Origin of the sequence: Actinomadura sp. NPDC048394, assembly GCF_040651755.1 — a bacterium.
GTDB classification, from domain to species: Bacteria; Actinomycetota; Actinomycetes; order Streptosporangiales; family Streptosporangiaceae; genus Spirillospora; species Spirillospora montaniterrae.
Map to the genome: position 1 here is coordinate 11,641 of NZ_JBEZJL010000082.1, position 26,985 is coordinate 38,625.

Genomic DNA, 26,985 nt, shown 5'->3' on the forward strand with positions numbered 1-26,985 from the left:
GGTGGGGGGCGATCTCGATCGGAGGGGCAATTGGCCTTCCGGACTGCCGGTACCGGGCGCCGGTTCGGCGCCGGGCGCACCCGGCTGATGCTGCCGGTCCTGGTGGCGCTGGCGTTCCTGCTGGTCGCTTTCCTGGTCTTCACCGCGGTCTACACGAATCTGCTGTGGTACCGCTCGGTCGGCTTCTCGAAGGTGTACACGACGCAGCTGCGCGCGGAGGCGGTGCTGTTCGCCGGGTCGGGCCTGCTGATGTCGCTGGTGGTGGGCGCGAACGTGGCGGTGGCGTACCGGCTGCGCCCGGCGTACCGGCCGCTGTCGGTGGAGCAGCAGGGGCTGGAGCGGTACCGGTCGGTGATCGATCCGCGCCGGCGGCTGATCTCGCTGGGGCTGCTGTTCCTGCTGGGCGTGCTGACGGGGTCGTCGGTGGCGGGCCAATGGCAGGTGTGGCTGGCGTTCCTGAACCGGACGCCGTTCGGCGTGAAGGACCCGCAGTTCCATAAGGACGTGTCGTTCTACGTCTTCACCTATCCGTTCCTGCGGCTGGTGCTGGGCGTGGTGTTCGCGACGGTGATCCTGTCGTTCCTGGCCGCGGTGATGGTGCATTACCTGTACGGCGGGCTGCGGCTTCAGGGACCGGGCGACAAGGCGAGCCCGCCCGCGCGCGCGCATCTGTCGGTGCTGGTGGGGATTTTCGTGCTGCTGAAGGCGGTCGCGTACTGGCTGGACCGGTACGGGCTCGTCCATTCGGAGCGCGGCGTGACGACCGGCGCGTCCTATACGGATGTGAACGCGCTGCTGCCCGCCAAGACGATCCTGGCGGTCATAGCGCTGCTGTGCGCGGTGATGTTCTTCAGCAACCTGCTGCGGCGCGGGATGATGCTGCCGGGCGTGGGGTTCACGCTGCTGGTGCTGTCGGCGATCCTGCTGGGCGGGCTGTATCCGCTGCTGATCCAGCAGTTCCAGGTGAAGCCGGACGAGCTGGCCAAGGAGCGCGGGTACATCCAGCGCAACATCGACTTCACGCGGCGGGCGTACGGGGTGGGCGGCGCGCAGGTCGTCCAGTACGGGTCGTCGCCCCAGACGGACCAGAAGAAGCTGCAGGACGAGGCGAACGGGCTGGGCGGCGTCCGCGTCCTGGACCCGAACGTGGTCGGCCCGACGTTCGAGCAGCTGCAGCGGATCCGCCCGTTCTACAAGTTCCCCGACACCCTGGACGTCGACCGCTACACCGTGGACGGCAGGACCACCGACACGGTGGTGGCGCTGCGGGAGCTGTCGGGCGCTCCGTCGGGGCAGCGCAGCTGGGTGAAGGACCGGATGGTCTACACGCACGGCTACGGGTTCGTGTCGGCGTACGGCGACCAGATGGCGCAGGGCGGGAACCCGGACTTCATCACCCGCGACATGCCGGCGTCGTCCGGCCAGCAGATCCAGGTGGCGCGGCCGGAGATCTACTTCGGGGAGCGGTCGCCGCGCTACTCGGTGGTGGGCGGTAAGGGCCAGCAGGAGCTGAACTACCCCGACAACAGCCCGGACGACGGGCAGCAGAGCACCACCTACGACGGGGGCGGCGGCGTCCCGGTCGACTCGTTCTTCCACAAGCTGCTGTACTCGGCCCGGTTCCAGGACAAGAACCTGCTGCTGTCCGGGGCGATCAAGAAGGACGCGCGGATCCTGTACGACCGGTCGCCGCGCGAGCGGGTGCACAAGGCGGCGCCGTGGCTGACGCTGGACGGCGACCCGTATCCGGCGGTGGTGCAGGGCCGGGTCGTGTGGATCGTGGACGGCTACACCACGTCCGGCGCGTACCCGTACTCGGAGCAGACGAGCCTCGGCGAGGCGACCCGCGACACGATCACCGACACCCGCTCCTCGGTGGCGCGGCAGGCGAACGACCACATCAACTACATGCGGAACTCGGTGAAGGCCACGGTGGACGCCTACAGCGGCGCGGTCCACCTCTACCAGTGGGACACCGAGGACCCGATCCTCAAGACGTGGATGAAGGTCTTCCCGGACACCGTCCAGCCGAAGGCGAACATCCCGGACGACCTGCTGGCGCACTTCCGCTACCCGCAGGACCTGTTCAAGGTGCAGCGGCAGGTCCTCACCAAGTACCACGTGACGGACCCGTCGGCGTTCTACAACGGCGAGGGGTTCTGGGAGGTGCCGCAGGACCCGACGACGCGGGGCAAGCTGCAGCCGCCGTACTACCAGAGCCTGAAGATGCCGTCGCCGTTCGACGGCGCGGCGGCGTTCTCGCTGACGACGGTGTTCAACCCGCGCGACAACCCGCAGCTCGCGGCGTTCATGGCGGTCGACTCCGACCCGGCGAGCAAGTACTACGGGCAGATCCGGATCCTGCAGATGCCGCGGGACGCGCAGCCGCCGGGCCCGGGGCAGGTGCAGAACTCGTTCGAGACGGACTCGCAGGTGAAGGGCGACCTGTTCGCGCTGCGGCAGGGCGGGACGAAGACCGTCGCGGGGAACCTGCTGACGATCCCGTTCGGGGGGAGCCTGCTGTACGTCGAGCCGATGTACACCAAGGCGTCCGGCGGGAAGGAGCAGCAGCCGTACCCGCTCCTCGGCAAGGTGCTGGTCCGGTACGGGACGCGGATCGCGGCGGCCGGCACGTTCGCGGACGCGCTGAAACAGGTTCTCGGCGGGTCGGGGCCCCCGGCGGTGGCGGGGTCGGGGTCCGGTGACGGACGTTTGACGCCGCAGGAGCAGCAGGCGATCAGCGACCTGCAGAAGGCCGTGAACGACTACGAGAACGCCCAGCACAAGGGCAACTACCCGGGCATGGGCGAGGCCTGGCAGCGGATCAAGCGGGCGCAGGAGGCGCTGTCGGCGGCGCAGCAGGCGGGCGGGAAGCAGCAGCCGAAGCCGACGCCGGACGCGACCGCCTCGCCGTCGGCGTCCCCGTCGCCGAGCGGCCCGGCGGAGGCGTCGTCCGGCTGACCCCGCCGACGAACGCGGCAGGCTGCCCCGGCAGGCCGGACCGGGCGGACCGCCCGCGCGGGACGGGCGGCCGGGGGCGGGCTAGCGGCGGCGCTTGCGGGCGCGACGGATCGCGGCGGCGGCGCCGATCGCGGCGACGGTCGCGCCGGCGGCGGTCGCCATGGTGGCCTCCTTGCCGCCGACGCGGCGGCCGACGACGGCGTGCCGCCCGGCGGTCTCCTCCATCACCACGCGCAGCGCGGCGGCGTTGTCGTAGCCCGGCTTCCAGCCCGCGGCGCGCAGCCGGGCGCAGTCGACCACCCACGGGTAGGCGACGTAGTGCAGGTCGGTGGCGGGCGCCGGGGTCATGCCGAGGCGGTGCAGCCGCTGCGCCATCCCGAACGTCAGCGCGGCGGGCAGCTCGAAGCTGCGCTTGCCGGTGATCTCGGTGACCTCCTCGGGGCCGAGCCAGCCCTCGCAGCCGACCGCGACCGGCCCGGGGAGGTCCTCGGCGACGATCACCTCCAGGGCGGACGCGAGGTCCTCGATGTGGCAGAACTGCCAGCCGGGCGTGCTGCCCTTCACCGACAGCAGCCGGGGCGCCTCGAAGTGCCGGGTGACGACGGTGTCCACGCCGGGCCCCACGAGCGCGGCGGGCCGCACGACGGTGATCTCCAGCCCGGGGTGGGTGAGCGGCGCGGTCGCGGCCAGCTCCTCGATCTCCAGGTAGTCGCCCGCGATGCTGACGTTGGCCTCGGCGAGCAGCGGGGCGTCCTCGAGCAGCGGTACCTCGTTGCCGGGCCCGGCGCCGTACACCATGGCGCTGGTGACGAGGACCACACGGCGGACCCGGGCGGCCGCGGCGGCGGTCACGACGGTCTGCGCGCCCCGCACGTTGTGGGTGCGGCGCTCCTTCCCGTCCACGTCCGGGGAGTGCTCGACGTCCAGGTTGACGATCACGTCCACGTCGGAGAGCCGGTTCGACAGCAGCGGGTCCCGGATGTCGACGACACGCCACGTGGCGCCGGTCACGTCGCCGCGGTGCCCGTCGATGGCGACGACCTTGCGGATGTCTTCCCGTTCGGCGAGCCGGGCGGCCAGCAGCCGCCCCGCCCCGGAGGCCGCACCGGTGACGGCGACGACCGGGGCCTTGCTACGCCGAGGGCGAACCTTGCCCGTTGCCACGGAGGTGCCCCCTTCCTTGAGTACGCGACCTTGCCGGGACCGGCTAACGTTGCGGATATGAGCCCATCATGCATCCCAGGGGCGAACCGATGAGTGACACTCCCTTCGGCTTCAACCGTCCCGGCGACGGAGACGACGACCGTCCCCAGGATCCATTCAAGGGCATGGGCGGCGACATGGCGCAGTTCGCCGACATGCTGCACCGGTTCGCGGACATGATCGGCGCGCAGGGGCAGGGCGGCGCGTCCGGCGGCCCGCTGAACTGGGACCTCGCCAAGAACATCGCCCGCCACCAGGTGGTCGAGCAGGGCGACCCGTCGATCGTGGACGCCGAGCGGCGCCAGGTCGAGGAGGCGCTGCGGCTGGCCGACCTGTGGCTGGACGAGGGCACGACGCTGCCCGCCGGCATCCGGTCGCCGAAGGCGTGGAGCCGGTCGGAGTGGATCGAGCAGACGCTGCCGGTGTGGGCGAAGGTCTGCGACCCGATCGCGTCCCGCATGGTCGAGTCGATGGGCGGCGCGCTCGGCGGCGCGGGCGAGATGCCCGCCGAGATGCAGGCGATGGCCGGGCCGCTGATCGGGATGGTCAAGCAGATGGCCGGCGCGATGGTCGGCGGCCAGGCGGGGCAGGCGCTCGGCGCCCTCGCCCGCGAGGTGACCGGCTCGGCGGACGTGGGGCTGCCGCTGGCGCCCGACGGCGTCGGCGCGCTGCTGCCCGCCGGGGTCGAGGCGTTCGGCTCGGGCCTGGAGGTCTCCGAGGACGAGGTCCGGCTGTACCTGGCGCTGCGGGAGGCCGCGCACCAGCGGCTGTTCGCGCACGTCCCGTGGCTGCGGGCGCACCTGCTCGGCGCCGTCGAGGAGTACGCGCGGGGCATCACGGTCGACCTGTCGGGCATCGAGCAGGCCGTGCAGGGGCTCGACCTGAGCAACCCGGAGGCGATCCAGGAGGCGCTGGGCGGCGAGATCCAGCTGCAGCCGGAGGAGACGCCCCGGCAGAAGGCGGCGCTGGCCCGGCTGGAGACGACGCTCGCGCTGGTCGAGGGCTGGGTCGACACCGTGGTCAACGAGGTGGCGCAGGGCCGGCTGCCCGAGTCGGTGAAGCTGGCCGAGGCGGTGCGGCGGCGCCGCGCGACGGGCGGCCCGGCGGAGCGGACGTTCGCGACGCTGGTCGGCTTGGAGCTGCGGCCGCGGCGGCTGCGCGAGGCCGCGGCGCTGTGGCGCAAGCTGACGGAGGTGCGGGGCGCGCAGGGCCGCGACGCGGTCTGGGAGCACCCCGACCTGCTGCCGACGGCCGACGATCTCGACGATCCGGACGGCTTCGTGCACGGCCGGGAGATCGAGGGGTTGTCCGACCTCGACCTGACGAACCTGACCACGGCGGCCGAGGAGGACGCGTCCGCGGGCGCCGACGAGAAGCCGGACGACAAGCCCGGCGACGACCCGGACGGCAAGCCCGACGACCCCGGCGAGGGGGACGCGGGGCCGGGCGACGCGGGGCCCCGGTCGTGAGCGTGATGCGCGTCCCGCACGCGTCCCGGGTGAACGGCTGCCGGTACGAGCCGGGGTCGTCCACGAACGTGATCCGGCGGCGGGTCGCGCGGGAGAGCCTGTGCTGGCAGCGGCCCGTGGACCAGGAGCGGCGCCGCCGGCATCCGGCCAGCTCGCCCTACGCCCGCGCCAACCGCACGTGACGGCTCCGTCCGCGACGGCCCCGCTGTACGCCGACGCTTTCGGGGTGCTGTCGTCCTGGGAGGCGCCCGATGCCGGCCAGGAAAGGCTGCGCCGGGAGTTCCTCGCGCATCTGGAGGAGCACCCGGCGGACGGGATGTGGCGCGAATGCGCCGAAGCGCACATCACGGCGAGCACGGCGGTGCTCGACGCGTCGGGAACCCGCGTCCTGCTGACGCTGCATTCCAAGATCAAGGCGTGGCTGCAGCTCGGCGGGCACTGCGAGCCCGGTGACGCGACGCTGGCCGGCGCGGCGCTACGGGAGGCGACGGAGGAGTCCGGCATCCCGGACCTGCGGCCGGTTCCGGGGCCCGTCCAGCTGGACCGGCACCGGGTGCGCTGCCATCCGGCGGGGACGTGGCACCTGGACGTCCAGTACGTCTTGATCGCTCCGGAGGGCGCCCGGCACGTGGTGTCGGACGAGTCGGACGATCTGGCCTGGTTCCCCGTCGACGCCCTCCCGGAGGACACCGACGACGCCCTGCGCCGCCTCGTCGCCCGCGCCGTCCAACGCTAGCGGCGGGGTGTCAGCGGAGCGGGGAGCCTTCGAGGAGGGCCCGCGTGTTCTCCCAGCCTTCCAGGCCGGGGTCGAGGAAGCGCAGGTCGGCGGGGGTGCGGATGCGGTGCCAGCCGGGTCCCTGCGGGACGAGGCCGGGGCGCGGGGCGGCGGCGCGGAGCCGGGCGAGGGCGTCCGGGGCGTCGAATCCGGCGCCGGGGTCGTCGAGCGCGGCGGCGAGCCAGCCGGGCAGCGGCAGCCGGGCGGCGAGCGCGACGAGGCCGTTCCCGCCGGCGGCCTGGCAGGCGGCGGCGGGGGCGCTGCCGAGGGCGCGGAACAGCTTCCCGAGCAGCAGCGGCGGCAGGTCGGGGGCGTCCGGGACGATCAGTGCGGCCTCGGAGGCGCCGAGCGCGTGCAGCGCGGCGAAGGCGGCGGCGGGAGCGGGCGCGCGGACGATCGGGGTGCCCGGCCAGGTGATCGTCTCGGCGTCCGGGGGGCCGTCCGGGTCGACGGCGAGCGCGGCCGTGACGAACTCCAGGCCGGCGGCGACCTCGTAGACGTCCTCGAGCATGGCGAGGCGGAACTCGGCGCCGTCCACCCCGGGGGGAGCGGCGGGCGGGCCGGACGGGTCGAACGGCAGGACCGCGGCGCAGCGGCCCGTGATCGCGGAGGCGGGCGGGTTCCCGGGCAGGGTCACCCGGCGACCTCGTGGGGGAAGCCGTCGCCGTGCAGGCCGTCGCCGTGGTGCATGCCGTCGTCGTGGACGGGCTCCTCGTCGGGCGCGTCCGCCTCCAGCGGCAGGTGCGCGGCGGCGGCGACGCCCTCCAGGTACCCGCGGGCCCGGTCGGCCTTGGGGTAGTTGCCGACGAGCTGCCAGAAGTCGGCGCCGTGTCCCGGGATCAGCAGGTGCGCCAGCTCGTGGATCAGCACGTAGTCGACGACCCAGGACGGCATGCCGCGCAGCCGGGTGGACAGCCGGATCGTGCCGTCGTCGGGGGTGCAGGAGCCCCAGCGGGTGCGCTGGTTGGCGACCCACCGGACGCTGACCGGGTCGGCGCGGCCGTCCAGGTAGCGGCGGGACAGCTCGTGGGCGCGCGACTGGAGGGCGGCGTCGGAGGGGCGGCGGCGGCGTTCGCGCTCCTCCAGCCGTTCCAGGATGGTGGCGATCCACTGCTCCTCTTCGGCCTTGCTGAGCCTGGAGGGCACCATCACCACCACCTTGTCCCCGTCGCGGTAGGCGGACACGGTCCGGCGGCGCCTGGTGCTGCGGCGGACCTCAACGTTAGGGGGCACGGCGCAACCGTACCCAAAATTTTGCGTCCTCCACAGGGGGTGTTTGGCGTCAGCCCAGGTCAGAGCCCATCTTTTGGTGGAGCCTCAGGGGGTTTCCACAACCTCGTCAAGCGCCGGTGAAGCGCGGGGAACGCTTCTCCCGCTGGGCGGTGAGTCCTTCGATCATGTCCTGGGACGCCATCGTGACGGGCTGGGCGAGCGATTCCCACCGGAGTGCGGCGTCCATGTCGGCGTGCCCGCCGTCCGCCAGGGCGACCTTGGTGAGCCGGGTGGCGATGGGCGCGTTGGCGGCGATCCTCTCGGCGATCTTCATCGTCTCCCCCAGCACGTCGGCGCGGGGGAAGGCCTGGTTGACCAGGCCGTGCCGCTCGGCCTCGGCGCCGGTGAGGACGCGTCCGGCCAGCAGCATCTCGCGGGCCAGCGGCAGCCCGGCGACCTCGGGGAACAGCCAGGTCGCGGCCATGCCGGGGTGCAGGCCGAGCGCGGTGAAGGGGGCGAGGAGCTTGGCGTCCTCGGCGGCGTAGCGCAGGTCGCAGGCCAGGGCGAGGCACAGCCCGGCGCCGACGGCGTGACCGTTCACGGCGGCGATCGTGGGGACTTCGAGGCTCCGGATCATCAGCCACGTCCGGTAGAACTCGAGCATCCGGTCGCGCAGCGGGGGGACGGCGACGGAGTTGGTGTCGGCCAGCCAGGAGAGGTCGCCGCCGGAGCTGAACGCGGTGCCGGCCCCGGTGAGCACGACGCAGCGCAGCCCGGAGTCGCCGCGCAGGTCCGCGACGGCCCGCTTGTAGGCGGCGGTCATCTCGTCGGACATCGCGTTGCGCCGGGCGGGGTCGTTCAGCGTCAGGACGGCGATCCCGTCGGGACGGCGCTCGACCCGCAGCACCTCGGCCTGTTCTCCGGACATGGCTCCGCACCGTACCGTGCGGGGCCCGCGCCGCGTTCAGGCGCCCCCTCCGGGGCGCCGGAGCGGGCCGCGTCCGGCCGCGGGAGATGCGTGAGAAAGCGCACACTTACCACGGATGCGCAGGTCACAGCGTTTCACCTCGTCAGGGCCCGGGATTTGGTGCCCAGTCGTTGTGGCGCGAACGACAGCCGATCACCGACAATGGTCCGCGTGAGCGATCTTCCCCGCCGCGCGGTGACGCGGTCAGCAAAGCTGGCGTCCCTCCCCCTCGGCTTCGCGGGGCGCACCGCGCTCGGCTTCGGGAAGCGGACCATCGGCCGGCCCGCCGAGGCCGTCGCCATGGAGATCCAGACGCGCACCGCCGAGCAGCTGTTCAAGGTGCTCGGCGAGCTCAAGGGCGGCGCGATGAAGCTCGGCCAGATGCTGTCGATCTTCGAGGCGGCGCTGCCGCCGGAGATCGCCGGGCCGTACCGCGCCACCCTCACCAAGCTGCAGGAGGCCGCTCCCCCGCTGCCCGCCTCGGCCGTCCACAAGGTGCTCGCCGAGGCGCTCGGCGAGGACTGGCGCGACAGCTTCACCTCGTTCGACGACAAGCCCGCCGCCGCCGCGTCCATCGGCCAGGTGCACCGCGCCGTGTGGTCCGACGGCCGCGCCGTCGCGGTGAAGGTGCAGTACCCGGGCGCCGGCAAGGCGCTGATCAGCGACTTCAACCAGCTCGCCCGGCTCGGCCGGCTGTTCGGGATCCTGATGCCGGGGCTGGACGTCAAGTCGATGCTGGCCGAGCTGAAGGAACGGGTCGTCGAGGAGCTCGACTACACCATCGAGGCCGAGTCCCAGACGATCATCCGGGACGCCTACCTCGACGACCCCGACTTCTACATCCCCGAGGTGATCGCCCAGTCCGGCGACGTGCTGGTCACCGAGTGGATGGAGGGCACCCCGCTCTCGAAGATCATCAGCGACGGCGACCAGGAAACCCGGAACCACGCGGCGCTGCTGTACTGCCGGTTCCTGCTGTCGGGGCCGAAGCGGTCCGGGATGCTGCACGGCGACCCGCACCCCGGCAACTTCCGGCTGCTGGACGACGGCCGGCTCGGCGTCCTCGACTTCGGCGCCGTCGACCGCATCCCCGGCGGCTTCCAGCGGCGGCTCGGCCTGCTGCTGCGGATCGGCACGATGGCCGACATCGACGAGATCGAGGACGCGCTGCGCGAGGAGGACTTCATCCGCGAGGGCGTGGAGATCGACGCCGAGGCGCTGCAGGCGTTCCTCGCCCCGATCACCGAGCCGTTCGTCACCGAGACGTTCAAGTTCAACCGCGAGTGGCTGCGCGACATGGCCGCCCGCGTCACCGACCTGCGGCCGACCAACGTCGTCCGGCAGCTGAACCTGCCGCCCGAGTACGTGATCATCCACCGGGTGCTGTCGGCCGGCACCGGCGTGCTGTGCCAGCTGGAGTGCGAGATCCCGGCCCGCGCCGAGTCGCTGAAGTGGGTGCCCGGCTTCGCCGACGACGAGGACGGCGAGCTCGTCACCGGCTGATCTTTAGAACGAACGGGCCCCGCTCGCGCTGATGAGGCGCGGGCGGGGCCCGTTTCGGTGCGTCCGGCAAGTGGGGGCCGGCGCACGGTGTCCACCGGGAGGCCGGGTTCAGGTGGCGCCCGCCGAAACCATCCAAGAAGCGGCGGGCCGGCGGCCTGCGACCGGTGGACCGGAGAAGGTCACCGGTGGTTCTTCGACACGTGCGCGTCGGCGTCCCGGGACGCGGTCGGCGCGAGCAGCACCCGCCGCACCCGCGACGCCCTCGTCTGCGCCTCCCGGCGCGCGCGCCGCAGGGCGCGCACGCGGGCGGCGAGCTCGTCGGGCACGGTCGCGGGTATTCGCTCCCGCGACAGGTCCTGGCTGAGCAACGTCATCTCGTTCTCCCCGGCCGCCCGGAGGCGCGGTCCCCGCGCGGGGACCGCGCCTCTGGGCTCGATACGGCCGATCTCGGTCGGTTCTGCGAACCTCGTCGGTACGGCGGACACGGTCGGCATCAGAGCCTCACACGGCCGCTTCGTCCGGGAGCGGGTGCTTGCGCGGGCGGCCGCGGGGCCGCTTGCGCGCGACGATCACGCCGCGGACGAAGAGCTCGCCGCCCCAGACCCCCCACGGCTCCTTGCGCTCGAGCGCGCCGGCGAGGCACTCCTTGCGGAGCGGGCACTCCAGGCACAGCGCCTTGGCGAGCTCGACGTCGGCGGGCGCCTCGGCGAAGAACAGTTCGGGGTCGGTCCGGCACGGAAGAGTGAGGTCCTCCTCGCTGATGGCGAGAGCCCCCTGCATCACAGTCACCCTGGTTCCTCTCGTTGGATCTCAACGGGCGTGTCGGTTGGGTCGTCCGGGCAAAGAAGAAGGCCGCGGATCCGGTATCGGATCCGCGGCCTGGGGGCTTGCCGGTGTCTTGCTAGACCGGTCGCCTCCAGGGATACGGACCCGACACGCCACCCGCCGGGGTGGCGCCCATGTGGGCCGTGGCCGGAGCCTGGGACGTCATGCCTTCGAATGCGAAGACACTCCACCCCTGCTCGTCCTGGATTCGCTGCTCGAGGCGCAGATCACGTAGATCGCGCAGACGGGTGCCGTCGACGCGGAGCCGCTGCCCGGCCGCGCCGGCCGGCAGGGCGACGCCGAGGCGCGCCGGGCCGCCGGGCTTCATGCCGAGCGGGGTCCGGACACACGTGACGGCATACGCGTTCGAGGTGCCGGGGCATGCCGCGGTCCAGGACGCCTGCGATTTCATCGACGTGTTGATCACCGGACTGCACACCACCTCTCTGGCTCCTCGGGCCGGGGCCGGCGGATCCAAGATCCACACCGGTCGGCCGGTTGATTGCTCGCGACGAGCGTACGGGCACTCCGCCGAAGCAATCAAGGTATTTTTGACCTGCGGTTTTGTGGGTGACTTCACCCTCGTTCCCCGGAACCGGCGCCGCTCGCGCGGCGTCGAAACTCCCGGGAGCGCCTTACAAGACGATCATCTCATACGGGACGCGGCGCGTCCCGTCATCGCTCCCGGCCGGAGTCGGACACGCGGACGAGTCCCTCCTGCATCACCGACACCACGAGATCCCCTGAGCGGGTGAACACCTGCCCCCGGGCCAGCCCCCGCGCGCCCCCGGCGAACGGGGTGTCCTGGTAGTAGAGCAGCCAGTCGTCGGCGCGGAACGGCCGGTGGAACCACATCGCGTGGTCGAGGCTGGCGCCCATCGTCCGCTTGTCTCCCCAGGCGAGCCCGTGGTTGAGCAGGACGGTGTCGAGCAGCGTCATGTCCGACGCGTACGTCATCAGGCACACGTGCAGCAGCGGGTCGTCGGGCAGCTCGCCGATCACCTTCAGCCACACCACCGACTCCGGCGAGGCGAGCGCCGGGTCCTTGGCCGCCTCCCAGGTCAGCGGCGTCGCGTGCCGGACGTCGAACGGCCGCCGCTCGACGAACGCGCGGGCGCCCGCTTCGCCGAACAGCGGCGTCAGCCGGGTCATCGAGTCCGGCAGCGTCTCCGGGTCGGGGGCGTCCGGCATCGGCGCGTGGTGCGCCGGGCCGTCCTCGACCACCTGGAACGACGCCGACAGCGTGAAGATCGCCTTGCCGTGCTGGATGGCGCTGACCCGCCGGGTCGTGAAGGACCGGCCGTCGCGGACCCGGTCGACCGTGTAGACGATCGGGACGAGCGGGTCGCCCGGCCGGATGAAGTAGGCGTGCAGCGAGTGCACCGGCCGGTTCACCGGGACGGTGCGTCCGGCGGCGACCAGCGCCTGCCCGGCCACCTGCCCGCCGAAGACACGCTGCCGGCGCTCCTCGGGGCTGCGGCCGCGGAAGATGTCGTTCTCGATCTGCTCGAGATCCAGCAGGTCCAGCAGTGCCTTCAGGGAATCGCTCACGACCGCCAGTCTTCCGTATCCGCCCTTGTGACGGGGCTCTCACCCCCGCGCCACCCCGGGCGCGGGCCCCGCGCTGAGGGCGGTGTCACACTCCGCAGAGGCCGAGGACGGCTTCGCCGTAGCGGTCGAGCTTCACCTTGCCGACGCCGGGGATGCGCGCCAGCTCCTCCAGCGACTCGGGGCAGTGCTCGGCGATCGCCTGCAGCGTCGCGTCCGTGAACACCACGTACGCCGGGATCCGCTGCTCCGCCGACACCTCGGCGCGCCAGTCCTTCAGCGCGAGGAACAGCTCCTCGTTCAGCTCGGAGGGGCAGTCCTCGCAGCGGCCGAGCTTGCGTTCGACGGCCGCGGTGAGCGGCCGCCCGCACACCCGGCACGGCTGCGGGCCCTTGGTGACGCGACGCTTCGTACGGTCGACCCGCGCGGGCATGTGCGTGGTGGTCTTGCCGGTCAGGCCGTCGAGGAACCGGGACGGGCGGCGCAGCTGCGACCCGCCCGGCGACCGCGCCAGCGCCCACGACAGCGTCAGATGGACGCGCGCGCGCGTGACGCCGACGTAGAGCAGCCGGCGCTCCTCCTCGATCTGCTCGGGCGTCTTGGCGTAGACGATCGGGAGCGTGCCCTCCGCCATCCCGGCGAGGAACACCGCGTCCCACTCCAGGCCCTTGGCGGCGTGCAGCGAGGCGAGGGTCACGCCCTCCAGCGGCGGCGCGTGCTGCGCCGCCGCGCGCTCCTCCAGCTCGGCGACGAACTCCGGCAGGCCCGCCTTCGGGTCGTCGGCGGCCATGTCCTCGGCGAGCTGCGCCAGCGCCGCGAGGGACTCCCAGCGCGCGCGGGCCGCGCCCGCGCCCTCCGGCGGCCGGTCGGAGAACCCCGCCCCGGACAGCACGTGCCGGACCGTCATGATCAACCCGGTGCCGTCGGTCTCGGCGTCGGCGCCCGCACGGGCCGCGCCGCGCAGCCGGACGACCGCCTCCCGCACCTCGGGCCGCTCGAAGAACCGCTCCGCGCCGCGCAGCACGTACGGGACGCCGGCCGCCGCGAGCGCCGCCTCGTACGTCTCCGACTGGGCGTTGATCCGGAACAGGATCGCGATCTCGCGGGCCGGGACGCCCTCGTCGATCAGCTTGCGGGCCCGCCGCGCCGTGTCGTCGGCCTCGGCGACCTCGTCGTCGTACTCGTTGAACACCGGCTCGGGGCCGTTCTCGCGCTGCGCGACGAGCTCCAGCCGGTGCCGCGTCCCCCTCGCCTGGTCGATCACCCCGTTCGCCAGCCGCACGACCTGCGGCGTCGACCGGTAGTCGCGGACGAGCTTCACGACCTTCGCGTCCGGGTGCTCGCGGGTGAAGCCGAGCAGGTAGGACGGGGTGGCGCCGGTGAAGGAGTAGATCGTCTGGTTCGGGTCGCCGACGACGCACAGGTCGTCGCGGTCGCCGAGCCAGGTGTCCAGCAGCATCTTCTGCAGCGGGTTGACGTCCTGGAACTCGTCGACGACGAAGTACCGGTACTGCTCGCGGACCTGGTTCGCGACCTCGCGGTGCTCGGTGAGGACGGCGGCGGTCAGCTCCAGCATCCCCTCGAAGTCGAGCAGGTTGCGCTCGCGCCGCAGCTGCTCGTACATCGCGTAGACGCGCGCCACGTCCACCGCCTCGGTGGACGGCCGGCGCGCCGCCCGCACGACGGCGGCCGGGTAGTCCTCGGGGCGGTGCTGGGTGACCTTCGCCCACTCGATCTCGCCGGCGACGTCGCGCAGCTCGGTGCGGCCGAGCGACAGCCCGCACGCGCGCGCCGCGTCCGCGACCAGCCCGATCTTCGAGTCGACGATCTTGGGCGGGTCGCCGCCGATGACCCGCGGCCAGAAGTAGCTGAGCTGGCGCAGCGCCGCCGCGTGGAACGTGCGGGCCTGCACGCCGGGCGCGCCGAGCTGCCGCAGCCGGCTGCGCAGCTCGCCGGCGGCGCGGGTGGTGAACGTCACCGCGAGCACCCGCTGCGGCGTCACCACCCCGGTGAGCGTCGCGTACGCGATGCGGTGCGTGATGGCGCGGGTCTTGCCCGTCCCGGCGCCCGCGAGGACGCACACCGGACCCTGCACCGCCTCCGCGACCGCCCGCTGTTCGGGGTCGAGCCCCTCCAGCACCGACTCAGCCAACATGCACCTCATACTCCCAGTCCGCCTCGACCGTATCCGCCCGCACCACGAATTGTGGACGGACGGCCGCGCCGGTCGCGGTCGCGCCCCCGCTCGCGGAATGCCGGAGGGGTATCTAGTGTTCTTCGGGAGGCGAGTGCACAGATCGTCCGAACGAACGAGGGAGACGACGTACCGATGGCGACGCCGACGACCGAGCGGGTCGAGGGCCCGACCGGCCAGCTCACCATGTACACGACGACCTGGTGCGGGTTCTGCCGGCGGCTGAAGAGCCAGCTGGCCCGCGACGGCATCGAGATGGTGGAGATCGACATCGAGCGCGACCCGAAGGCCGCCGAGTTCGTGATGAGCGTCAACGGCGGCAACCAGACCGTGCCGACGGTCCTGTTCCCGGACGGCTCCGCCGCGACGAACCCGAGCGCCAAGGAAGTCAAGCGTCGCCTGGCGGAACTCGCGGGCTGAAGCTGAGCAAAAGGCCCGCCGACCGAGCGGTCGGCGGGCCTTTCGTATCCCCGCGTGCGCGGGGAGCAGCCATCTGGCTAGACGATTGTGGGCACCGTCTGTGGACCACCCCCGCATGCACGGGGAGTAACATTTATGCTACGGCTTGTAGCTGTCAAAACGCAGGCATGTTGGGGAGTTCGCCGCCGTACCAGCGCATGATGAGCTGGGCGGCGATGGAGAGGGGGCCGGGGGCGACGATCTCCTTCGCCTCGATCGCGGCGCGCAGCTCGTCGCGGGTGTACCAGCCGGCGTCGAGGATCTCCTCCGGGTCGGGGCGCAGCGGGAGGGTGCCGTCGGCGGTGGCGGTGAAGCCGAGCATCAGGCTCTGCGGCAGCGGCCACGGCTGGCTGCCGAGGTAGCGGACGTCCCGGACGGCGAGCCCGACCTCCTCCAGCACCTCGCGCGCGACGGCCTGCTCCAGCGACTCGCCGGGCTCGACGAACCCGGCGAGGATGGAGCGGCGGTCGGCGGGCCACTGCGGGCCGCGGGCCAGCAGGATCCGGTCGTCGGCGTCGGTGACCAGCATGATCACGGCGGGGTCGACGCGGGGGAAGTGCTGCGAGCCGTCCTCGGGGCAGACCCGGACGTGCCCGGCGGACGTGACGCGCGTCTCGGTGCCGCAGCGGGGGCAGAACCGGTTGGTGCGGTGCCAGTGCTCCAGCGCGACGGCGTGCGTGAGCAGGCCGGAGTCGCGGTCGGCGAGGAGGGCGCCGACGCGGCGGAGCCCGGCGGGTTCGGCGCCGTCGACGGCGGGCGGTTCGCCGGGCACGGCGAAGTAGGCGGTGCCGTCGTCGTCGACGCCGAGCAGCCACCGGTCGCCGTCCGGGGCCTGGCCGGGCGCGACGAACACGAGCGCCGGCTCGGGTTCGAGGGTGACGAGCGTCCGCCCGTCCTGGACGACCAGGACCCGCGTCGCCGGGTCGGCCCACGCGTCCGCGAGCCACGCGTCGTCGCGCCGCTTCAACGCGACCCGGTCGAGCGTGCCGCGCGCGAGCGCCAGCCACTCGAGCGGTCCTTCGGTCACCGTCATCGGGCTCCTTCCTCCCGTCGGATCCGTACCAGGTTCAGCGGAGTGCGGTGGCGAGTTCTTCCCACAGGTAGGCGGCGGCCTCGGCGCCCTTGAGCAGCAGGGGGATCTCGACCTTCTCGTTGGGCGCGTGGATGCGGTCGTCGTCGAGCCCGACCGCGACGAAGATCAGCGGCGCGTCGAGGATGTCGGCGAGGTCGGCCTCGGGGCCGCTGCCGCCCTCGCGGGTGAACAGGACCTCGCGGCCGAACGCGCGCTCCATGGCGCGGCGGGCGGCCCTGACGCCGGGCGAGTCGATCGGGGAGAAGCAGGGCCGGACGCCGCCGCCGGGGATGTGCACCTCGGCCTCGACGCCGTGCGGGGTGTTCGCGGCGACCCAGTCCCGGAACGCCTGCTGCACCTTGGCGGGGTCCTGGCCGGCGACGAGCCGGAAGGAGATCTTGGCGTGCGCCTCGCGGGGGACGATGGTCTTGCCGCCGGGGCCGGTGTGGCCGCCCCACATGCCGTTGATCTCGGCGGTCGGGCGCGCCCAGACGCGTTCGAGGGTGGTGTAGCCCTTCTCGCCGTAGGCGGCGCGGCTGCCGCCGGCGGTGCGCAGCCATTCGTCCTCGTCGAACGGGAGCTTGGCGAACAGCGCGCGCTCCTCGTCGGTGAGGGGGACGACGTCGTCGTAGAAGCCGGGGAGGGTGACGCGGCCGTCGGCGTCGTGCAGCGCGGCCATCAGCGTCGCCATGGCGTGCAGGGGGTTCGGGACGGCGCCGCCGAACGACCCGGAGTGCAGGTCCGAGGACGGGCCGCGCAGCGTGACCTCGGCCTCGGTGAGCCCGCGCATGCCGGTGCACATCGACGGGACGTCCGCGGCCCACATGGTGGTGTCGCTGATGACGATGGCGTCGCAGCGGAGCCGTTCGCGGCGTTCCCGGAGCAGGCCGGCGAAGTGCACCGAGCCGGACTCCTCCTCGCCCTCGACCAGCAGCTTGATGGTGACGGGCGGGGCGCCGGCGCCGGACGCGGCGAGGCCGGCGCGGATGCCGAGGGTGTGGAAGAACACCTGCCCCTTGTCGTCGGACGAGCCGCGGCCGATGAGCCGGCCGTCCCTCTCGACGGGCTCGAACGGCGCGGTGTCCCATTCGTCCAGCGGCTCGACGGGCTGGACGTCGTGGTGCCCGTAGATCAGCACCGTCGGGGCGGCCGGGTCGGCGGCGGGCCATTCGCCGTACACGGCGGGCAGGCCGGGGGTGTCCCAGATCTCCACGGTGGGGAATCCCTGGCCGCGCAGGTAGTCCGCGAGCCACTCGGCGGACCGCCTCACCTCGGTGGCGTAGGCGGGGTCCCCCGAGACGGACGGGATCGCCAGCCACTCCTTGAGGTCGGCGATGAACCGGTCGCGGCCGGCCTCGATGTACTGCACGATTTCCTGAACTGGCTCGTCCACCTGCATGCTCCCTTGCATGTCGTACTGTCAGGCACTGTAAGGGATCCTGTTCGCTCAGCCCCCAGGAGGAGCTTTGATCCTCATAGATCCGCCGTTGTGGCCCGCGCGCGGGCGGGTGTGGTCGCACATGGTGAGCGACGTGTCGTACGAGGAGCTGCACGCGTTCGCCGCGGAGCTCGGTGTGCCGGTGCGGGCGTTCGACCGGGACCATTACGACGTGCCGTCCGAGCTGTACGACGCGGCAGTCTCGCAGGGTGCGGAGGCGGTGGGGTGCCAGGAGCTGCTTTCGCGTCTGACTCGTGCGGGGTTGAGGCGGCGTAAGGCGGTCCGGCGCCGTCCCACGGCGGGGTCGACGGCGGCAGGGGCGGAGGCGCCGTCGGGGGCGCCGTCGGGTCGGGTGTCGGCTAGGCGTTGAGGAGCATCAGCTCCGTCTCGATGTTGCGGCGGGCGTTCTCCTCGTAGCGTTCGCGGGCCGTGTCCGTGTGGAACAGGTGCGGGAGGGCGAGGAGGCTGCTGAGCACCTCGGCGCGTCCGGCGCGGAAGAGGTCCTCGGGGACGAACCCGTACTCCTCGCGGACGGCGGCGGCGTAGGCGGCGTACCGGTCGGGGTCGGCGCCGAGGATCGCGAGGTCCGCGTCGCACAGGACCCGGCCGTTGCGGTCGCCGGGCTCGGGCGCGTGGGTGACGGTCAGCTCGACGAGCCGGACGACCTCGTCGACGGTCGCCGCGGGGAGGTCGGTGTCGGCGAGCATGCGGGCGGCGAGACGGGCGCTGCGCTCCTCGTTGTCGGCGCGCTCGGGGTCGTAGACGGCGTCGTGGAACCAGGCGGCGAGCCGGACGGCTCCGGCGTCCTCGGCGTCGCCGGCGAGCTCGTCCACCAGATCGAGGACGGCGGTCAGGTGCTCGCGGGTGTGGTAGCGGCGGTGCGGCTCGCCGTACCGCTTGTCCAGCTCGGTCCCGATGTGCCGGGTCTGCGGGCCGGCCAGCGCGGTCCACCGCTCGACGAGATCCATGGGCCCATCCTCCCGGATCGCCGGACGCGGCGGGACACGCGATGCCATCGTTCTTGCCTGCGGCCCCCGGCGCGGCCACTATGGTGACGGTTGCGAGTTAGGCAAGGCTTACCTCACCGACTCACTGGAAAGGCCGACCGTGGCCGCCTCCCTCTACCTGGCCGCCGGCAAGGCGACCGACTCGGTGACGCACGGGTTCCTGCCCGCCGCCGCGCGCCTCGGGCTGGACGTCGTCCTGCTCACCGACCGTCCCGCCGCGCACGCCGGCGCCGCCGGCCGGGTCGTCGAATGCGACGTCTCCGACTTCCGGGACATCATCGCCCGGGTCGAGGGCGAGCCCGCCGGGATCTTCTCCAACAGCGACTTCCTGCAGGCGCCCGCCGCGCTCGCCGCCGCCTACTTCGGGCTGCCCGGCAAGGACTGGCGGGCCGCGACGCGCGCGAAGAACAAGGCGCTGATGCGCCGCCACCTCGCCGCGCTGGATCCCGTCTTCTCCTCGGACGCCTTCGACGTGCCGCCGGACGCGCCGTACCCGCTCGTCCTGAAGCCGCGCGAGGGCGTGGCCAGCGAGGACGTCTTCCTCGTCCACGACGCGCGCGAGCTGCGGGCACGGCGCGACGAGATCGCGGCGCGGCGGGACGACCCGCTGGTCGCCGAGGAGTACCTGCCGGGCCGGCTGCACACGCTGGAGACGCTCGGGGACGGCCGGGAGCTGCGCGTCCTCGGCTCGTACCGGACGACCCTGTCGCCGCCCCCGTTCTTCGTGGAGGAGCGGCTCGAGTGGGCGCCGCCGCCTCCGGAGACGCCGCAGGTCCTCGCGCAGCTCGACGCGCTGGGCGTGGGGTTCGGGGCGTGTCACACCGAGTTCGTCGTCCACGAGGGCCGCGCCCGCATCATCGAGGTGAACTACCGGCTCATCGGCGACCACTGCGACTTCCTGCTGGCGGACCTGCTCGGGATCCCGCTGTTCGAGCGGATCCTGGGCGTCCACCTAGGCGAGCCCTTGGGGTTCGACGTCCCGGCCGTGGAGGGGCATGCCGTCGCGGAGGCCGTCATCGCGGATCGCGCCGGAGTCCTGCGGGCCGCACCCGGTCCGATGGAGCTGCACGACGGCGATGTACGGCTGGCCTACCGTCCGCAGCGCGCCGTGGGCGATTCCGTCGCGCTCACCCGCACGAACCGCGACTACCTGGGGACGGTCCGCGCCATCGGCCCGGCGCAAGACGAGGTGGAGGCCGCGCTGGCGCGCTTCCGCTCCGCCCACGACTGGACCATCGCGTGACGGACAGCGACACGACCGGTCACGACATCGAGGGGCCGCTCGCGGCCCGGGTCCTGGACGCCCTGCTCCGCGAGGACTACGCGGGCCTGCGGCGCTTCGTCGACGGCCGGACGCTCGCGCTGCCGGGACGTCCCGTCCGGCTGGTGGACGCCGACCCAGCCTTCCTCTGCGAGCTGCGCGTGGACCCGTCGCAGAACCTCGCGTTACGGGACGTCTTCGCGCTGGTGCGGCACGTGGCGGACCCCCGCGACGACACCGGCGCGTTCGAGCGCGAATGCCTGGACGCCCTCGCGGCGGTGAAGCTCCACAACGACGCGCGTCCCGCCGTCCACCGGCGCTTGGCGCGGATACCGGACGAGCTGAGGACGGGCCCCGGGACGTTCTACGAGAGCCTCGCCGCCTACAACGACCATCCCGTCCATCCGACGAGCCGCGGCCGCGCCGGGCTCAGCATGGCGGACGTGAGCCGCTACGCCCCCGAGTTCGCCCCGTCGTTCCCGCTGCGCTGGGCGTCGGTCCGCGGCGCGACGCTCGCGGGCGAGACGCCCGTCTGGTGGCCCGCGCCGGCGGATGTGGGGCTGCGGTCGGCGGACGCGCTGTTCCCCGTCCACCCGCTGGCGGTCCGGCTGGTGCGGGACGAGCCCGCCGCGACGATGGCCCCGGAACCGTACCTGCAGGTCGCGCCGACCCTGTCGATGCGGACCCTCGCCGCGGCGCCGCTGGAGCACGTCAAGGTCCCGCTGCCGACGAGCACGCTAGGGCTGCGCAACCGGCGCACGATCGTCCCCGGCACGCTCCCGGACGGCGCGCTCGTGGAACGCGTCCTGCGGCGCGTCCTCGCCCGGGAGCCGCACCTCCCCGTACTGCTGGCCGACGAGCAGACCTACGGGCACGCCGACAGCCCGCTCCTCGCCTACCTCGTACGGCGCTTCCCACCGGAGACAGCGCGCGCGCACGTCATCCCCATCGCCGCCCTGTTGGCGGAGGCCCCGGACAAGGGCCACGTCATCGAGCGCTGGGACGTCGAGCCGCTCTTCGACGCCTACCTGGCCGCGCTGTTCGCGTGGAACGTCACACTGTTCCGCTACGGGATCGCGCTGGAGGCCCACCAGCAGAACGTCGCGCTGGTGTTGGACGGCTGCGGCTCGGTAAGGGACGGCGCGCCGCCGCGGCTGCTCGTCAAGGACAACGACGGCGCCCTCATCGACCCCGCCCGGCTCCGCGAGCGCCTCGGCCCGTCCCCCGGCGCCGACCCGCGCGACCTCGTCGACCGGCGCATGGTCACCGCCGACCCCGACGCGCTCGCCCGCGTGTTCGTCACGATCACCCTGCACCTGTGCGCAGCGGCGCCCGCGCTCGGGCTCGCCGAGCGCGGCCTGCTGCCCTGGCGCACCGGCCGCGCCCTGATCCGCGACCGGCTCGCCGCGGCGCTCGGCCCGCGGGACGCGTTCCTGCGCTCCCGCACGCTCGACGCGGACGCGCTGCCGGGCAAGGCCATGGTCACCGCCGGGACCCTCATCGACAAGGCCAGGACCGGCGCCGCCGACATCAACAAGCACTACGGCCCGCCCGGGCCGAACTACCTACGGGATGCGACGTGCTTCTGACCGAACGGGCCCTGACGGCCGACGACGCCACCTCCACCGCGCTGCTCAACTGCCTGATCCGCGAGGTGTGCGGGCCCGAGCAGCAGGTATGGCCGGACGGCGGGCACCTCGTCGCGCGGCTGCCGCGCGCCGGCGTCGTGCTGCGGACCGGGCTCGCGCGCCCCCCGGCCGGCCCCACCTACCGCCTGGCGCCGCCGTACGAGGAGCGGCGCGGCGACGCGTGGATCCCCGCGTCCTGGGACCGCCTCGCCGACCTGGTGGCCGGAGAGCTCGAACTGGCGACGGGCCAGCCCAACCCCGAGTTCCTCGCGCAGGTCGGCGACAGCCACGGCGCGCTCGACGCCATCCTCGCCGCGCGCCGCGAACCGCAGGACGACCGGTACCTCGAATCCGAGCAGTCGCTCGTCGCGGGCCACCGCTTCCACCCGTCGCCGAAGTCCCGGCAGGGCTCCCCCGGCGAGTGGCTGCGGTACGCGCCCGAGGCCAGGGCCCGGTTCCGCCCGCACTGGCTCGCCGTCCGGGACGACCTCGTCGCGGAGGAGGGCGACCCGCAGGCCTTCGCGGCACTGGGCGGGCCGTCCGTGCCCGGCTGCCGGACGCTGCCGGTGCATCCGTGGCAGTTCTCGCTGCTCGCCGCGAACCCGCTGCTCCGGGACGCGCTGGCGCGCGGGCTCGTCCGCGATCTGGGGCCGTCGGACGCCGAGGCCGTACCGACGTCGTCCGTCCGCACGGTGTACCTGCCGGACGCCGACCTGTTCTGCAAGTTCAGCCTGGACGTGCGCATCACCAACTGCGTCCGCAAGAACGCCTGGTACGAGCTGTCCGGTGCGGTTGCCCTTAACGAGCTACTACCCGAGGTATTCACAGCCCTAGGCGCGACGCTCCTCGCCGAGCCCGCCTACCGCAGCGTCGCCCTCGCCGACCGCCGCCTCTACGAGGGCCTGGGCGTCATCGTCCGGCAGGGAGTGAAACACCTTCCCGGTACTCCGCTCTTGGCGGGTGCACTGGCCGACCCGTACAACACCCTCCTGGACGACCTGCCCGCCCTGTCGACCGCCGACGGTGCCCTCGCCTGGTGGAACGCCTATGTCGCGCAGGTGGCGCCGCCGGTGCTCCGCGCCTTCCTCGAACACGGCGTCGTCCTGGAGCCGCACCTGCAGAACGTCCTCATCTGCGTCGACGCGGACGGCATGCCCGTCCACGCCGCGTTCCGCGACCTCGAAGGCACCAAGCTCACCGCCGGCCGCTGGGACCTGGCGCACCTGCCCGCCCGCGTCGCCGACGGCCTCACCTACGCCCCTGCGCAGGGCTGGAACCGTGTCGTCTACTGCCTCCTCGTCAACCACCTCACCGAGACGGCCGCCGCCGTCGCCGACCTGCATCCCGCGCTCGAACCGGACCTCTGGGAGGCGGCCCGGGAGCATCTCGCGCGTCTCGACCACCATCCGCAGGTCAGGGCGCTGCTCGCGGGCGTCCCGCTGCCCGCTAAGGCGAACCTGCGGACCCGCTGGTCGCGGTCCGCCGACCGCGGCGCCGCGTACGTCCCCGCGCCCAACCCGCTCTCCGCGCCACGTCCGCTGTGAACCTCGACGACCTCCGCGGCCTCGACCGCTTTCCGGCCTACGTCTACGACCTGCCCGGCCTGAAAGCGCATGCGGAATCCATTCGCGGCGCGCTCGGCCGCACCGAACTCTTCTACGCAGCCAAAGCCAATCCGGACGCCGAAATCCTGCGCGCCATCGCCCCGCACGTGGACGGGGTCGAGGTCTCCTCGGGCGGCGAACTGACCCACGTCCGCGAAACGCTCCCGGGCGTCCGCCTCGCCTTCGGCGGCCCCGGGAAGACCGACGAGGAACTGGCCCTCGCCGCAGGCATCGACCGTGTCCACGTCGAAAGCCCACGGGAACTCGACCGCCTGCAAGGCCCCGCCGACGTCCTTCTCCGAGCCAACCTCCCGCTCCACCTCCCGGGCGCCGCCCTCACCATGAGCGGCCCGTTCGGAATGGACGAGGACGCCCTCAACACCTGCGCCGCACGCATCGCCGACAACCCGCACATCACGCTCCGCGGCGTCCACGCCCACCTCGCGTCCGGCCTGGACGCCCCCGCCATGCTCGACCTGGCCCACCGGATCGCCGAATGGGCCGTTCCGTGGCTGGAATCCCACCGCGTGGACGACCCCGAACTGAACCTCGGCGGCGGAATGGCCGTCGACTACACGTCCCCCGAAACCCGCTTCGACTGGCACGCCTACGGCGCCGGACTGAACGACATCCCCGCCCGCCTCCGCATCGAGCCCGGCCGTTCGATGACCGCCTACCACGGCTGGTACGTCACGGACGTCCTCGACGTGAAAAAGACGCGCGGCGAGACCTACGCCATTCTCCGCGGCGGCACCCACCACCTCAGGACCCCCGTCACGAAAGGCCACGACCAGCCTTTCACCGTCCTCACCGCGAACGGCCCGCACTCACCGGCGACCCTCGTCGGCCAGCTCTGCACCCCGAAGGACGTCTTCGCCCGCGCCGTCCCCGTCCCCCCGCTCCGCCCCGGCGACGTCATCGCCTTCGCCATGGCCGGCGCCTACGCCTGGAACATCTCCCACCACGACTTCCTCATGCACCCCAAACCCGCCTTCCACTACCTCCGCTAAGGGCGGGGGGTGCCGGTCCAGCGCCATTTGGTGACGCGGTCGTGGCCGGGGAGGTCGCCGCGGCCCGTCGCCCAGAGGAGCGTCGGCCACGGGTCCGTGTCGTGCGGGACGTCCGAGAACAGGCGCGCCAGCACCTTGGCGCACAGGTCGGCGGGCGGGTCCCAGGTGAGGCCGAGGCCCTGCGCGAGGTCATGGGTGTGGACGAGCGTCTCCACGATGCCCATCGCCGCGAACCCCTCGGGATCGGACGCCCCGAAGGCGTGGTGCGCGCGCACGTCGGACGGGGTCGTCCGGACGAGCGCGGCGAGCATCGCGCCGCACGCCACCAGCATCTCCAGGAGCCCGCCGGGCCCGGCGTCGCGGTTCGCGTAGGTGACGTTCGCCGGACCGCCCGGGCGGCGCGCCTCCCAGAGGAACGGCACGTCCCGGTCCATCGGCCGGGCACCGAGTTGGGCCGCGTAGGCGAACAGGTCGTCGCTCAGATGCTCGACGGTCTCCCAGCAGGTCCACTCCAGCGAGCCCGCCTTGCCGTCCCACGCGCCCTCGGGCGCCTTCTCCAGCACGTTCACGGCGAGCCGGACGGCCGACTCGACGTCGTCGGCGGTGACGGTAGATGACATGCCGCCGACCGTACCGTCCTGCGCGATGAGGAAGCGGTAGCCGGCGATGCGGGCGTCGAAGGCACGCTCGCCCCATTCGCGGGCGGCGAGCGGGACGGTGACCACGCCCGCGCCTGCGTGCCGGGCGTGGACGGCCGCGATGTCCACGGCCGCGGGCAGGTTGACGTAGACGGTGACCCCGGCGCCCCGGTGCTCGCGGGACGCCGCGGGCAGGAACTCCTCGTCGTCGGTGCCGAGCATGACCTGGGCGTCGCCGAGCGACACGCACGCGAGGCGGTCCGCGGAGTCGCACGGCGTGGCGAAGACCAGGCTCCAGCCGAGACGACCGGTGAAGAAGTCCGCGGTGGCGTACGGGTCCTCGCACGCGAGGAAGACGGACAGCATGGCCGCACCCTACGGGCCGGGTCCGACACCGCGGCCGCCGGACGCCGCCCGCCCGGCATGCGTTACAAACTCCTTGTCACGGCAACGTATGTGCTGGGCGATGTGAGGAGATTTCGGTGCTTGAGCGGGTGCGGTCGGCCGCGAGTCTGGGCGTACGGGCGACACGGGCCGTACGCGATACCGGGATCATGCACCCGATGCGGCCCGACCGGGCGGCTCGGCTGCTGTTCCCCTACGTGCGGTTCGGGCCCGTCCCGGCGACGGTCGGCGCGATGGCGGCGCTGCGGTTCCCCGGCCGGACGGCGCTGATCGACGAGGCGGGCGCGCTGACGTACGCGGAGCTGGAGGAGCGGGCGGCGGCGCTGGCGACGGCGCTGAAGGAGCGCGCCGGCGACGGCAAGGTCGGCGTGCTGTGCCGCAACCACCGCGGGTTCGTCGAGGCCGTCCTCGCGGCGTCGCGGCTGGGCAACGACGTGGTGCTGCTGAACACCGACTTCTCCGCGACGCAGCTAGGGCAGGTCGCCGAGCGGGAGGGCGTCAGGCTGCTCGTCCACGACGAGGAGTTCGGTGAGGCCGTCGACGCGTCGGGGTTCGCGGGCGCCCGCGTGCTCGCCTGGACGGACGGCGACGGCAACGGCGACGGCAATGGCGACGGCGGCGGCGAGTCGATCGACGCGCTGGTGGCGGCGACGGAGGCCGAACCGCTGAACCCGGACCGGACGAGCAACGTGATCGTGATGACGTCCGGCACCACCGGGACGCCGAAGGGCGCGCGGCACGACCTGTCGGTGACGTCGCTGCTGCCCGCCGCGCTCAGCCACCTGATGCGCGTCCCCGTACGGTCGGGGGCGCCCCTCGTGGTGGCGCCGCCGCTCTTCCACATCCTGGGGTTCGCGTACACGTCGGTGGGGCTCGGCATGGGGATGCCGCTCGTGCTGTTCCGGCGCTTCGACCCCGCCGAGGTGCTGGCGGCGATCAACGACTGCGCGGCGGAGACGCTGGTCGCGGTGCCGGTGATGCTGCAGCGGATCCTGGACGCGGCGCGGGGCGAGCCGCGGCCGGCGCCGTCGCTGCGCGTCGTCGTGTGCGGCGGGTCGGCGCTGCACCCGCACCTGTCCGAGGCGTTCATGGACGCGTTCGGCGACGTGCTGATCAACGTGTACGGCGCGACGGAGACGGGCTGGGCGACGATCGCGACCCCGGCGGACCTGCGCGCGGCGCCCGGGACCGTCGGCAGGCCGTCGTTCCGGCTCACCATCAAGATCCTGGACGAGGACGGGAACGAGGTCCCGGCGGGCGGGACCGGCGAGGTCTACACCGGCGGCGGCCTGCGGTTCGCGGGCTACACGGGGGGCGGCGGCAAGAAGGTCCGCGACGGGCTGACCGGCACCGGCGACCTCGGCCACTTCGACGCCGAGGGACGGCTGTTCATCGACGGCCGCGCCGACGACATGATCGTCTCAGGCGGCGAGAACGTGTTCCCCGGCGAGGTGGAGAACCTGCTCGGCGAGCACCCCGACGTCGCCGAGGTGACGGTGAAGGGCGTCGAGGACGAGACGTTCGGCCAGCGCCTCGCCGCGTACGTGGTGCGCAAGGAGAACGCGCAAATCACCGAGGACGACCTGAAGGCCCACGTGAAGAAGCACCTCGCGCGCTACAAGGTGCCGCGCGACGTGCACTTCGTGGACGAGCTGCCCCGCACCAGCACCGGCAAGGTCAGGTCGAAGGCGCTGGACGGCTGAGGGGCGGGCGGAGCGGCGTCCGGCACCAAGGCCGCGGGCCCCGGACGCCGCGCTCTCGGTGCCAGTGCAGCGGCGGGGGGACGCCCCCCGGCAAGAGCGCCTG

25 protein-coding genes are annotated in these 26,985 nt (G+C 73.0%); 12 read left to right on the top strand and 13 right to left on the bottom strand.

Annotated elements, in window-relative coordinates; genetic code table 11:
- Nucleotides 1-30: 30 nt before the first annotated feature.
- On the top strand, nt 31-2,961 hold the full coding sequence (locus AB0C78_RS41090; protein WP_360759008.1) for a UPF0182 family protein: 2,931 nt from the start codon (nt 31-33) through the stop codon (nt 2,959-2,961).
- An 81-nt stretch (nt 2,962-3,042) separates the two neighbouring features.
- On the opposite strand, the gene AB0C78_RS41095 is transcribed toward AB0C78_RS41090, so the two are convergent.
- Nucleotides 3,043-4,125, bottom strand: a complete 1,083-nt coding sequence (locus AB0C78_RS41095) for an NAD-dependent epimerase/dehydratase family protein (protein ID WP_360759010.1) — start codon at nt 4,123-4,125, stop codon at nt 3,043-3,045.
- Between the two features lie 89 nt (nt 4,126-4,214).
- Here AB0C78_RS41095 and AB0C78_RS41100 point away from each other — a divergent pair, with 89 nt between their 5' ends.
- Genes AB0C78_RS41100 through AB0C78_RS41110 form a run of 3 tightly spaced genes read left to right on the top strand, consistent with a single transcriptional unit; the run spans nt 4,215 to nt 6,369 of the window.
- Nucleotides 4,215-5,633: a zinc-dependent metalloprotease gene (locus tag AB0C78_RS41100; RefSeq protein ID WP_360759012.1), complete on the top strand. Its 1,419-nt coding sequence runs from the start codon at nt 4,215-4,217 to the stop codon at nt 5,631-5,633.
- On the top strand, nt 5,630-5,815 hold the full coding sequence (locus AB0C78_RS41105) for a hypothetical protein (protein WP_151542739.1): 186 nt from the start codon (nt 5,630-5,632) through the stop codon (nt 5,813-5,815). Before AB0C78_RS41100 ends, AB0C78_RS41105 begins: the two co-directional genes overlap by 4 nt.
- On the top strand, nt 5,812-6,369 hold the full coding sequence (locus AB0C78_RS41110) for an NUDIX hydrolase (protein ID WP_360759014.1): 558 nt from the start codon (nt 5,812-5,814) through the stop codon (nt 6,367-6,369). The genes AB0C78_RS41105 and AB0C78_RS41110 overlap by 4 nt, the downstream gene beginning before the upstream one ends.
- Before the next feature lie 10 nt (nt 6,370-6,379).
- On the opposite strand, the gene AB0C78_RS41115 is transcribed toward AB0C78_RS41110, so the two are convergent.
- The 3 genes from AB0C78_RS41115 to AB0C78_RS41125 form a co-directional block, all read right to left on the bottom strand.
- The gene (locus AB0C78_RS41115; RefSeq protein ID WP_360759016.1) at nt 6,380-7,045 is read right to left on the bottom strand and encodes a hypothetical protein; all 666 of its coding nucleotides are present in this window, start codon (nt 7,043-7,045) and stop codon (nt 6,380-6,382) included.
- On the bottom strand, nt 7,042-7,593 hold the full coding sequence (locus AB0C78_RS41120) for a M48 family metallopeptidase (protein WP_151542764.1): 552 nt from the start codon (nt 7,591-7,593) through the stop codon (nt 7,042-7,044). Before AB0C78_RS41120 ends, AB0C78_RS41115 begins: the two co-directional genes overlap by 4 nt.
- Before the next feature lie 154 nt (nt 7,594-7,747).
- On the bottom strand, nt 7,748-8,548 hold the full coding sequence (locus AB0C78_RS41125; protein WP_360759018.1) for an enoyl-CoA hydratase/isomerase family protein: 801 nt from the start codon (nt 8,546-8,548) through the stop codon (nt 7,748-7,750).
- Between the two features lie 210 nt (nt 8,549-8,758).
- Between AB0C78_RS41125 and AB0C78_RS41130 the strand changes: the two genes are divergently transcribed.
- A complete protein-coding gene (locus AB0C78_RS41130) occupies nt 8,759-10,090 on the top strand; it encodes an AarF/ABC1/UbiB kinase family protein (RefSeq protein WP_360759020.1) in 1,332 nt (443 codons plus the stop codon).
- Nucleotides 10,091-10,269: 179 nt separating this feature from the next.
- Here AB0C78_RS41130 and AB0C78_RS41135 read toward each other — a convergent pair whose 3' ends face one another.
- The 5 genes from AB0C78_RS41135 to AB0C78_RS41155 form a co-directional block, all read right to left on the bottom strand.
- Nucleotides 10,270-10,464: a hypothetical protein gene (locus AB0C78_RS41135; protein WP_360759022.1), complete on the bottom strand. Its 195-nt coding sequence runs from the start codon at nt 10,462-10,464 to the stop codon at nt 10,270-10,272.
- 127 nt (nt 10,465-10,591) lie between these two features.
- On the bottom strand, nt 10,592-10,870 hold the full coding sequence (locus tag AB0C78_RS41140) for a WhiB family transcriptional regulator (RefSeq protein WP_173099222.1): 279 nt from the start codon (nt 10,868-10,870) through the stop codon (nt 10,592-10,594).
- 121 nt (nt 10,871-10,991) lie between these two features.
- A complete protein-coding gene (locus AB0C78_RS41145) occupies nt 10,992-11,342 on the bottom strand; it encodes a hypothetical protein (protein WP_360759025.1) in 351 nt (116 codons plus the stop codon).
- Between the two features lie 248 nt (nt 11,343-11,590).
- Nucleotides 11,591-12,466, bottom strand: coding sequence for an acyl-CoA thioesterase II (gene tesB, locus AB0C78_RS41150; protein ID WP_151542745.1), 876 nt, complete (start codon nt 12,464-12,466; stop codon nt 11,591-11,593).
- An 85-nt stretch (nt 12,467-12,551) separates the two neighbouring features.
- Nucleotides 12,552-14,618 (bottom strand): ATP-dependent DNA helicase UvrD2, encoded by a 2,067-nt coding sequence (locus AB0C78_RS41155; RefSeq protein ID WP_360759027.1) that lies wholly within the window; start codon nt 14,616-14,618, stop codon nt 12,552-12,554.
- A gap of 174 nt (nt 14,619-14,792) precedes the next feature.
- On the opposite strand from AB0C78_RS41155, the gene AB0C78_RS41160 reads away from it, so the two are divergent.
- Nucleotides 14,793-15,077: a mycoredoxin gene (locus AB0C78_RS41160; RefSeq protein WP_360759029.1), complete on the top strand. Its 285-nt coding sequence runs from the start codon at nt 14,793-14,795 to the stop codon at nt 15,075-15,077.
- Nucleotides 15,078-15,231: 154 nt separating this feature from the next.
- Here AB0C78_RS41160 and nudC read toward each other — a convergent pair whose 3' ends face one another.
- On the bottom strand, nt 15,232-16,149 hold the full coding sequence (nudC, locus tag AB0C78_RS41165; protein ID WP_360759031.1) for an NAD(+) diphosphatase: 918 nt from the start codon (nt 16,147-16,149) through the stop codon (nt 15,232-15,234).
- Between the two features lie 34 nt (nt 16,150-16,183).
- A complete protein-coding gene (locus tag AB0C78_RS41170; protein WP_360759033.1) occupies nt 16,184-17,581 on the bottom strand; it encodes a dipeptidase in 1,398 nt (465 codons plus the stop codon).
- Between the two features lie 73 nt (nt 17,582-17,654).
- Between AB0C78_RS41170 and AB0C78_RS41175 the strand changes: the two genes are divergently transcribed.
- Nucleotides 17,655-17,996: a DUF4031 domain-containing protein gene (locus tag AB0C78_RS41175; protein WP_360759035.1), complete on the top strand. Its 342-nt coding sequence runs from the start codon at nt 17,655-17,657 to the stop codon at nt 17,994-17,996.
- Here the strand turns inward: AB0C78_RS41175 and AB0C78_RS41180 are convergent.
- A complete protein-coding gene (locus AB0C78_RS41180; RefSeq protein WP_360759037.1) occupies nt 17,986-18,594 on the bottom strand; it encodes an HD domain-containing protein in 609 nt (202 codons plus the stop codon). The genes AB0C78_RS41175 and AB0C78_RS41180 overlap by 11 nt on opposite strands.
- A gap of 139 nt (nt 18,595-18,733) precedes the next feature.
- Between AB0C78_RS41180 and AB0C78_RS41185 the strand changes: the two genes are divergently transcribed.
- The 4 genes from AB0C78_RS41185 to AB0C78_RS41200 are packed head-to-tail and all read left to right on the top strand — an operon-like array spanning nt 18,734 to nt 24,136.
- Nucleotides 18,734-19,876 (top strand): siderophore biosynthesis protein, encoded by a 1,143-nt coding sequence (locus AB0C78_RS41185; protein ID WP_360759039.1) that lies wholly within the window; start codon nt 18,734-18,736, stop codon nt 19,874-19,876.
- Nucleotides 19,873-21,483, top strand: a complete 1,611-nt coding sequence (locus tag AB0C78_RS41190; RefSeq protein WP_360759040.1) for an IucA/IucC family protein — start codon at nt 19,873-19,875, stop codon at nt 21,481-21,483. The genes AB0C78_RS41185 and AB0C78_RS41190 overlap by 4 nt, the downstream gene beginning before the upstream one ends.
- Complete coding sequence (locus AB0C78_RS41195) at nt 21,474-23,066, top strand: IucA/IucC family protein (RefSeq protein WP_360759042.1); 1,593 nt, start codon at nt 21,474-21,476, stop codon at nt 23,064-23,066. The genes AB0C78_RS41190 and AB0C78_RS41195 overlap by 10 nt, the downstream gene beginning before the upstream one ends.
- Entirely contained in the window at nt 23,063-24,136 is a 1,074-nt protein-coding gene (locus tag AB0C78_RS41200; RefSeq protein WP_360759044.1) for an alanine racemase, read from the top strand. The genes AB0C78_RS41195 and AB0C78_RS41200 overlap by 4 nt, the downstream gene beginning before the upstream one ends.
- Here AB0C78_RS41200 and AB0C78_RS41205 read toward each other — a convergent pair.
- Entirely contained in the window at nt 24,133-25,140 is a 1,008-nt protein-coding gene (locus tag AB0C78_RS41205; RefSeq protein ID WP_360759046.1) for a hypothetical protein, read from the bottom strand. The genes AB0C78_RS41200 and AB0C78_RS41205 overlap by 4 nt on opposite strands.
- A 197-nt stretch (nt 25,141-25,337) precedes the next feature.
- Between AB0C78_RS41205 and AB0C78_RS41210 the strand changes: the two genes are divergently transcribed.
- On the top strand, nt 25,338-26,882 hold the full coding sequence (locus AB0C78_RS41210; protein ID WP_360759048.1) for an AMP-binding protein: 1,545 nt from the start codon (nt 25,338-25,340) through the stop codon (nt 26,880-26,882).
- Nucleotides 26,883-26,985 lie beyond the last annotated feature (103 nt).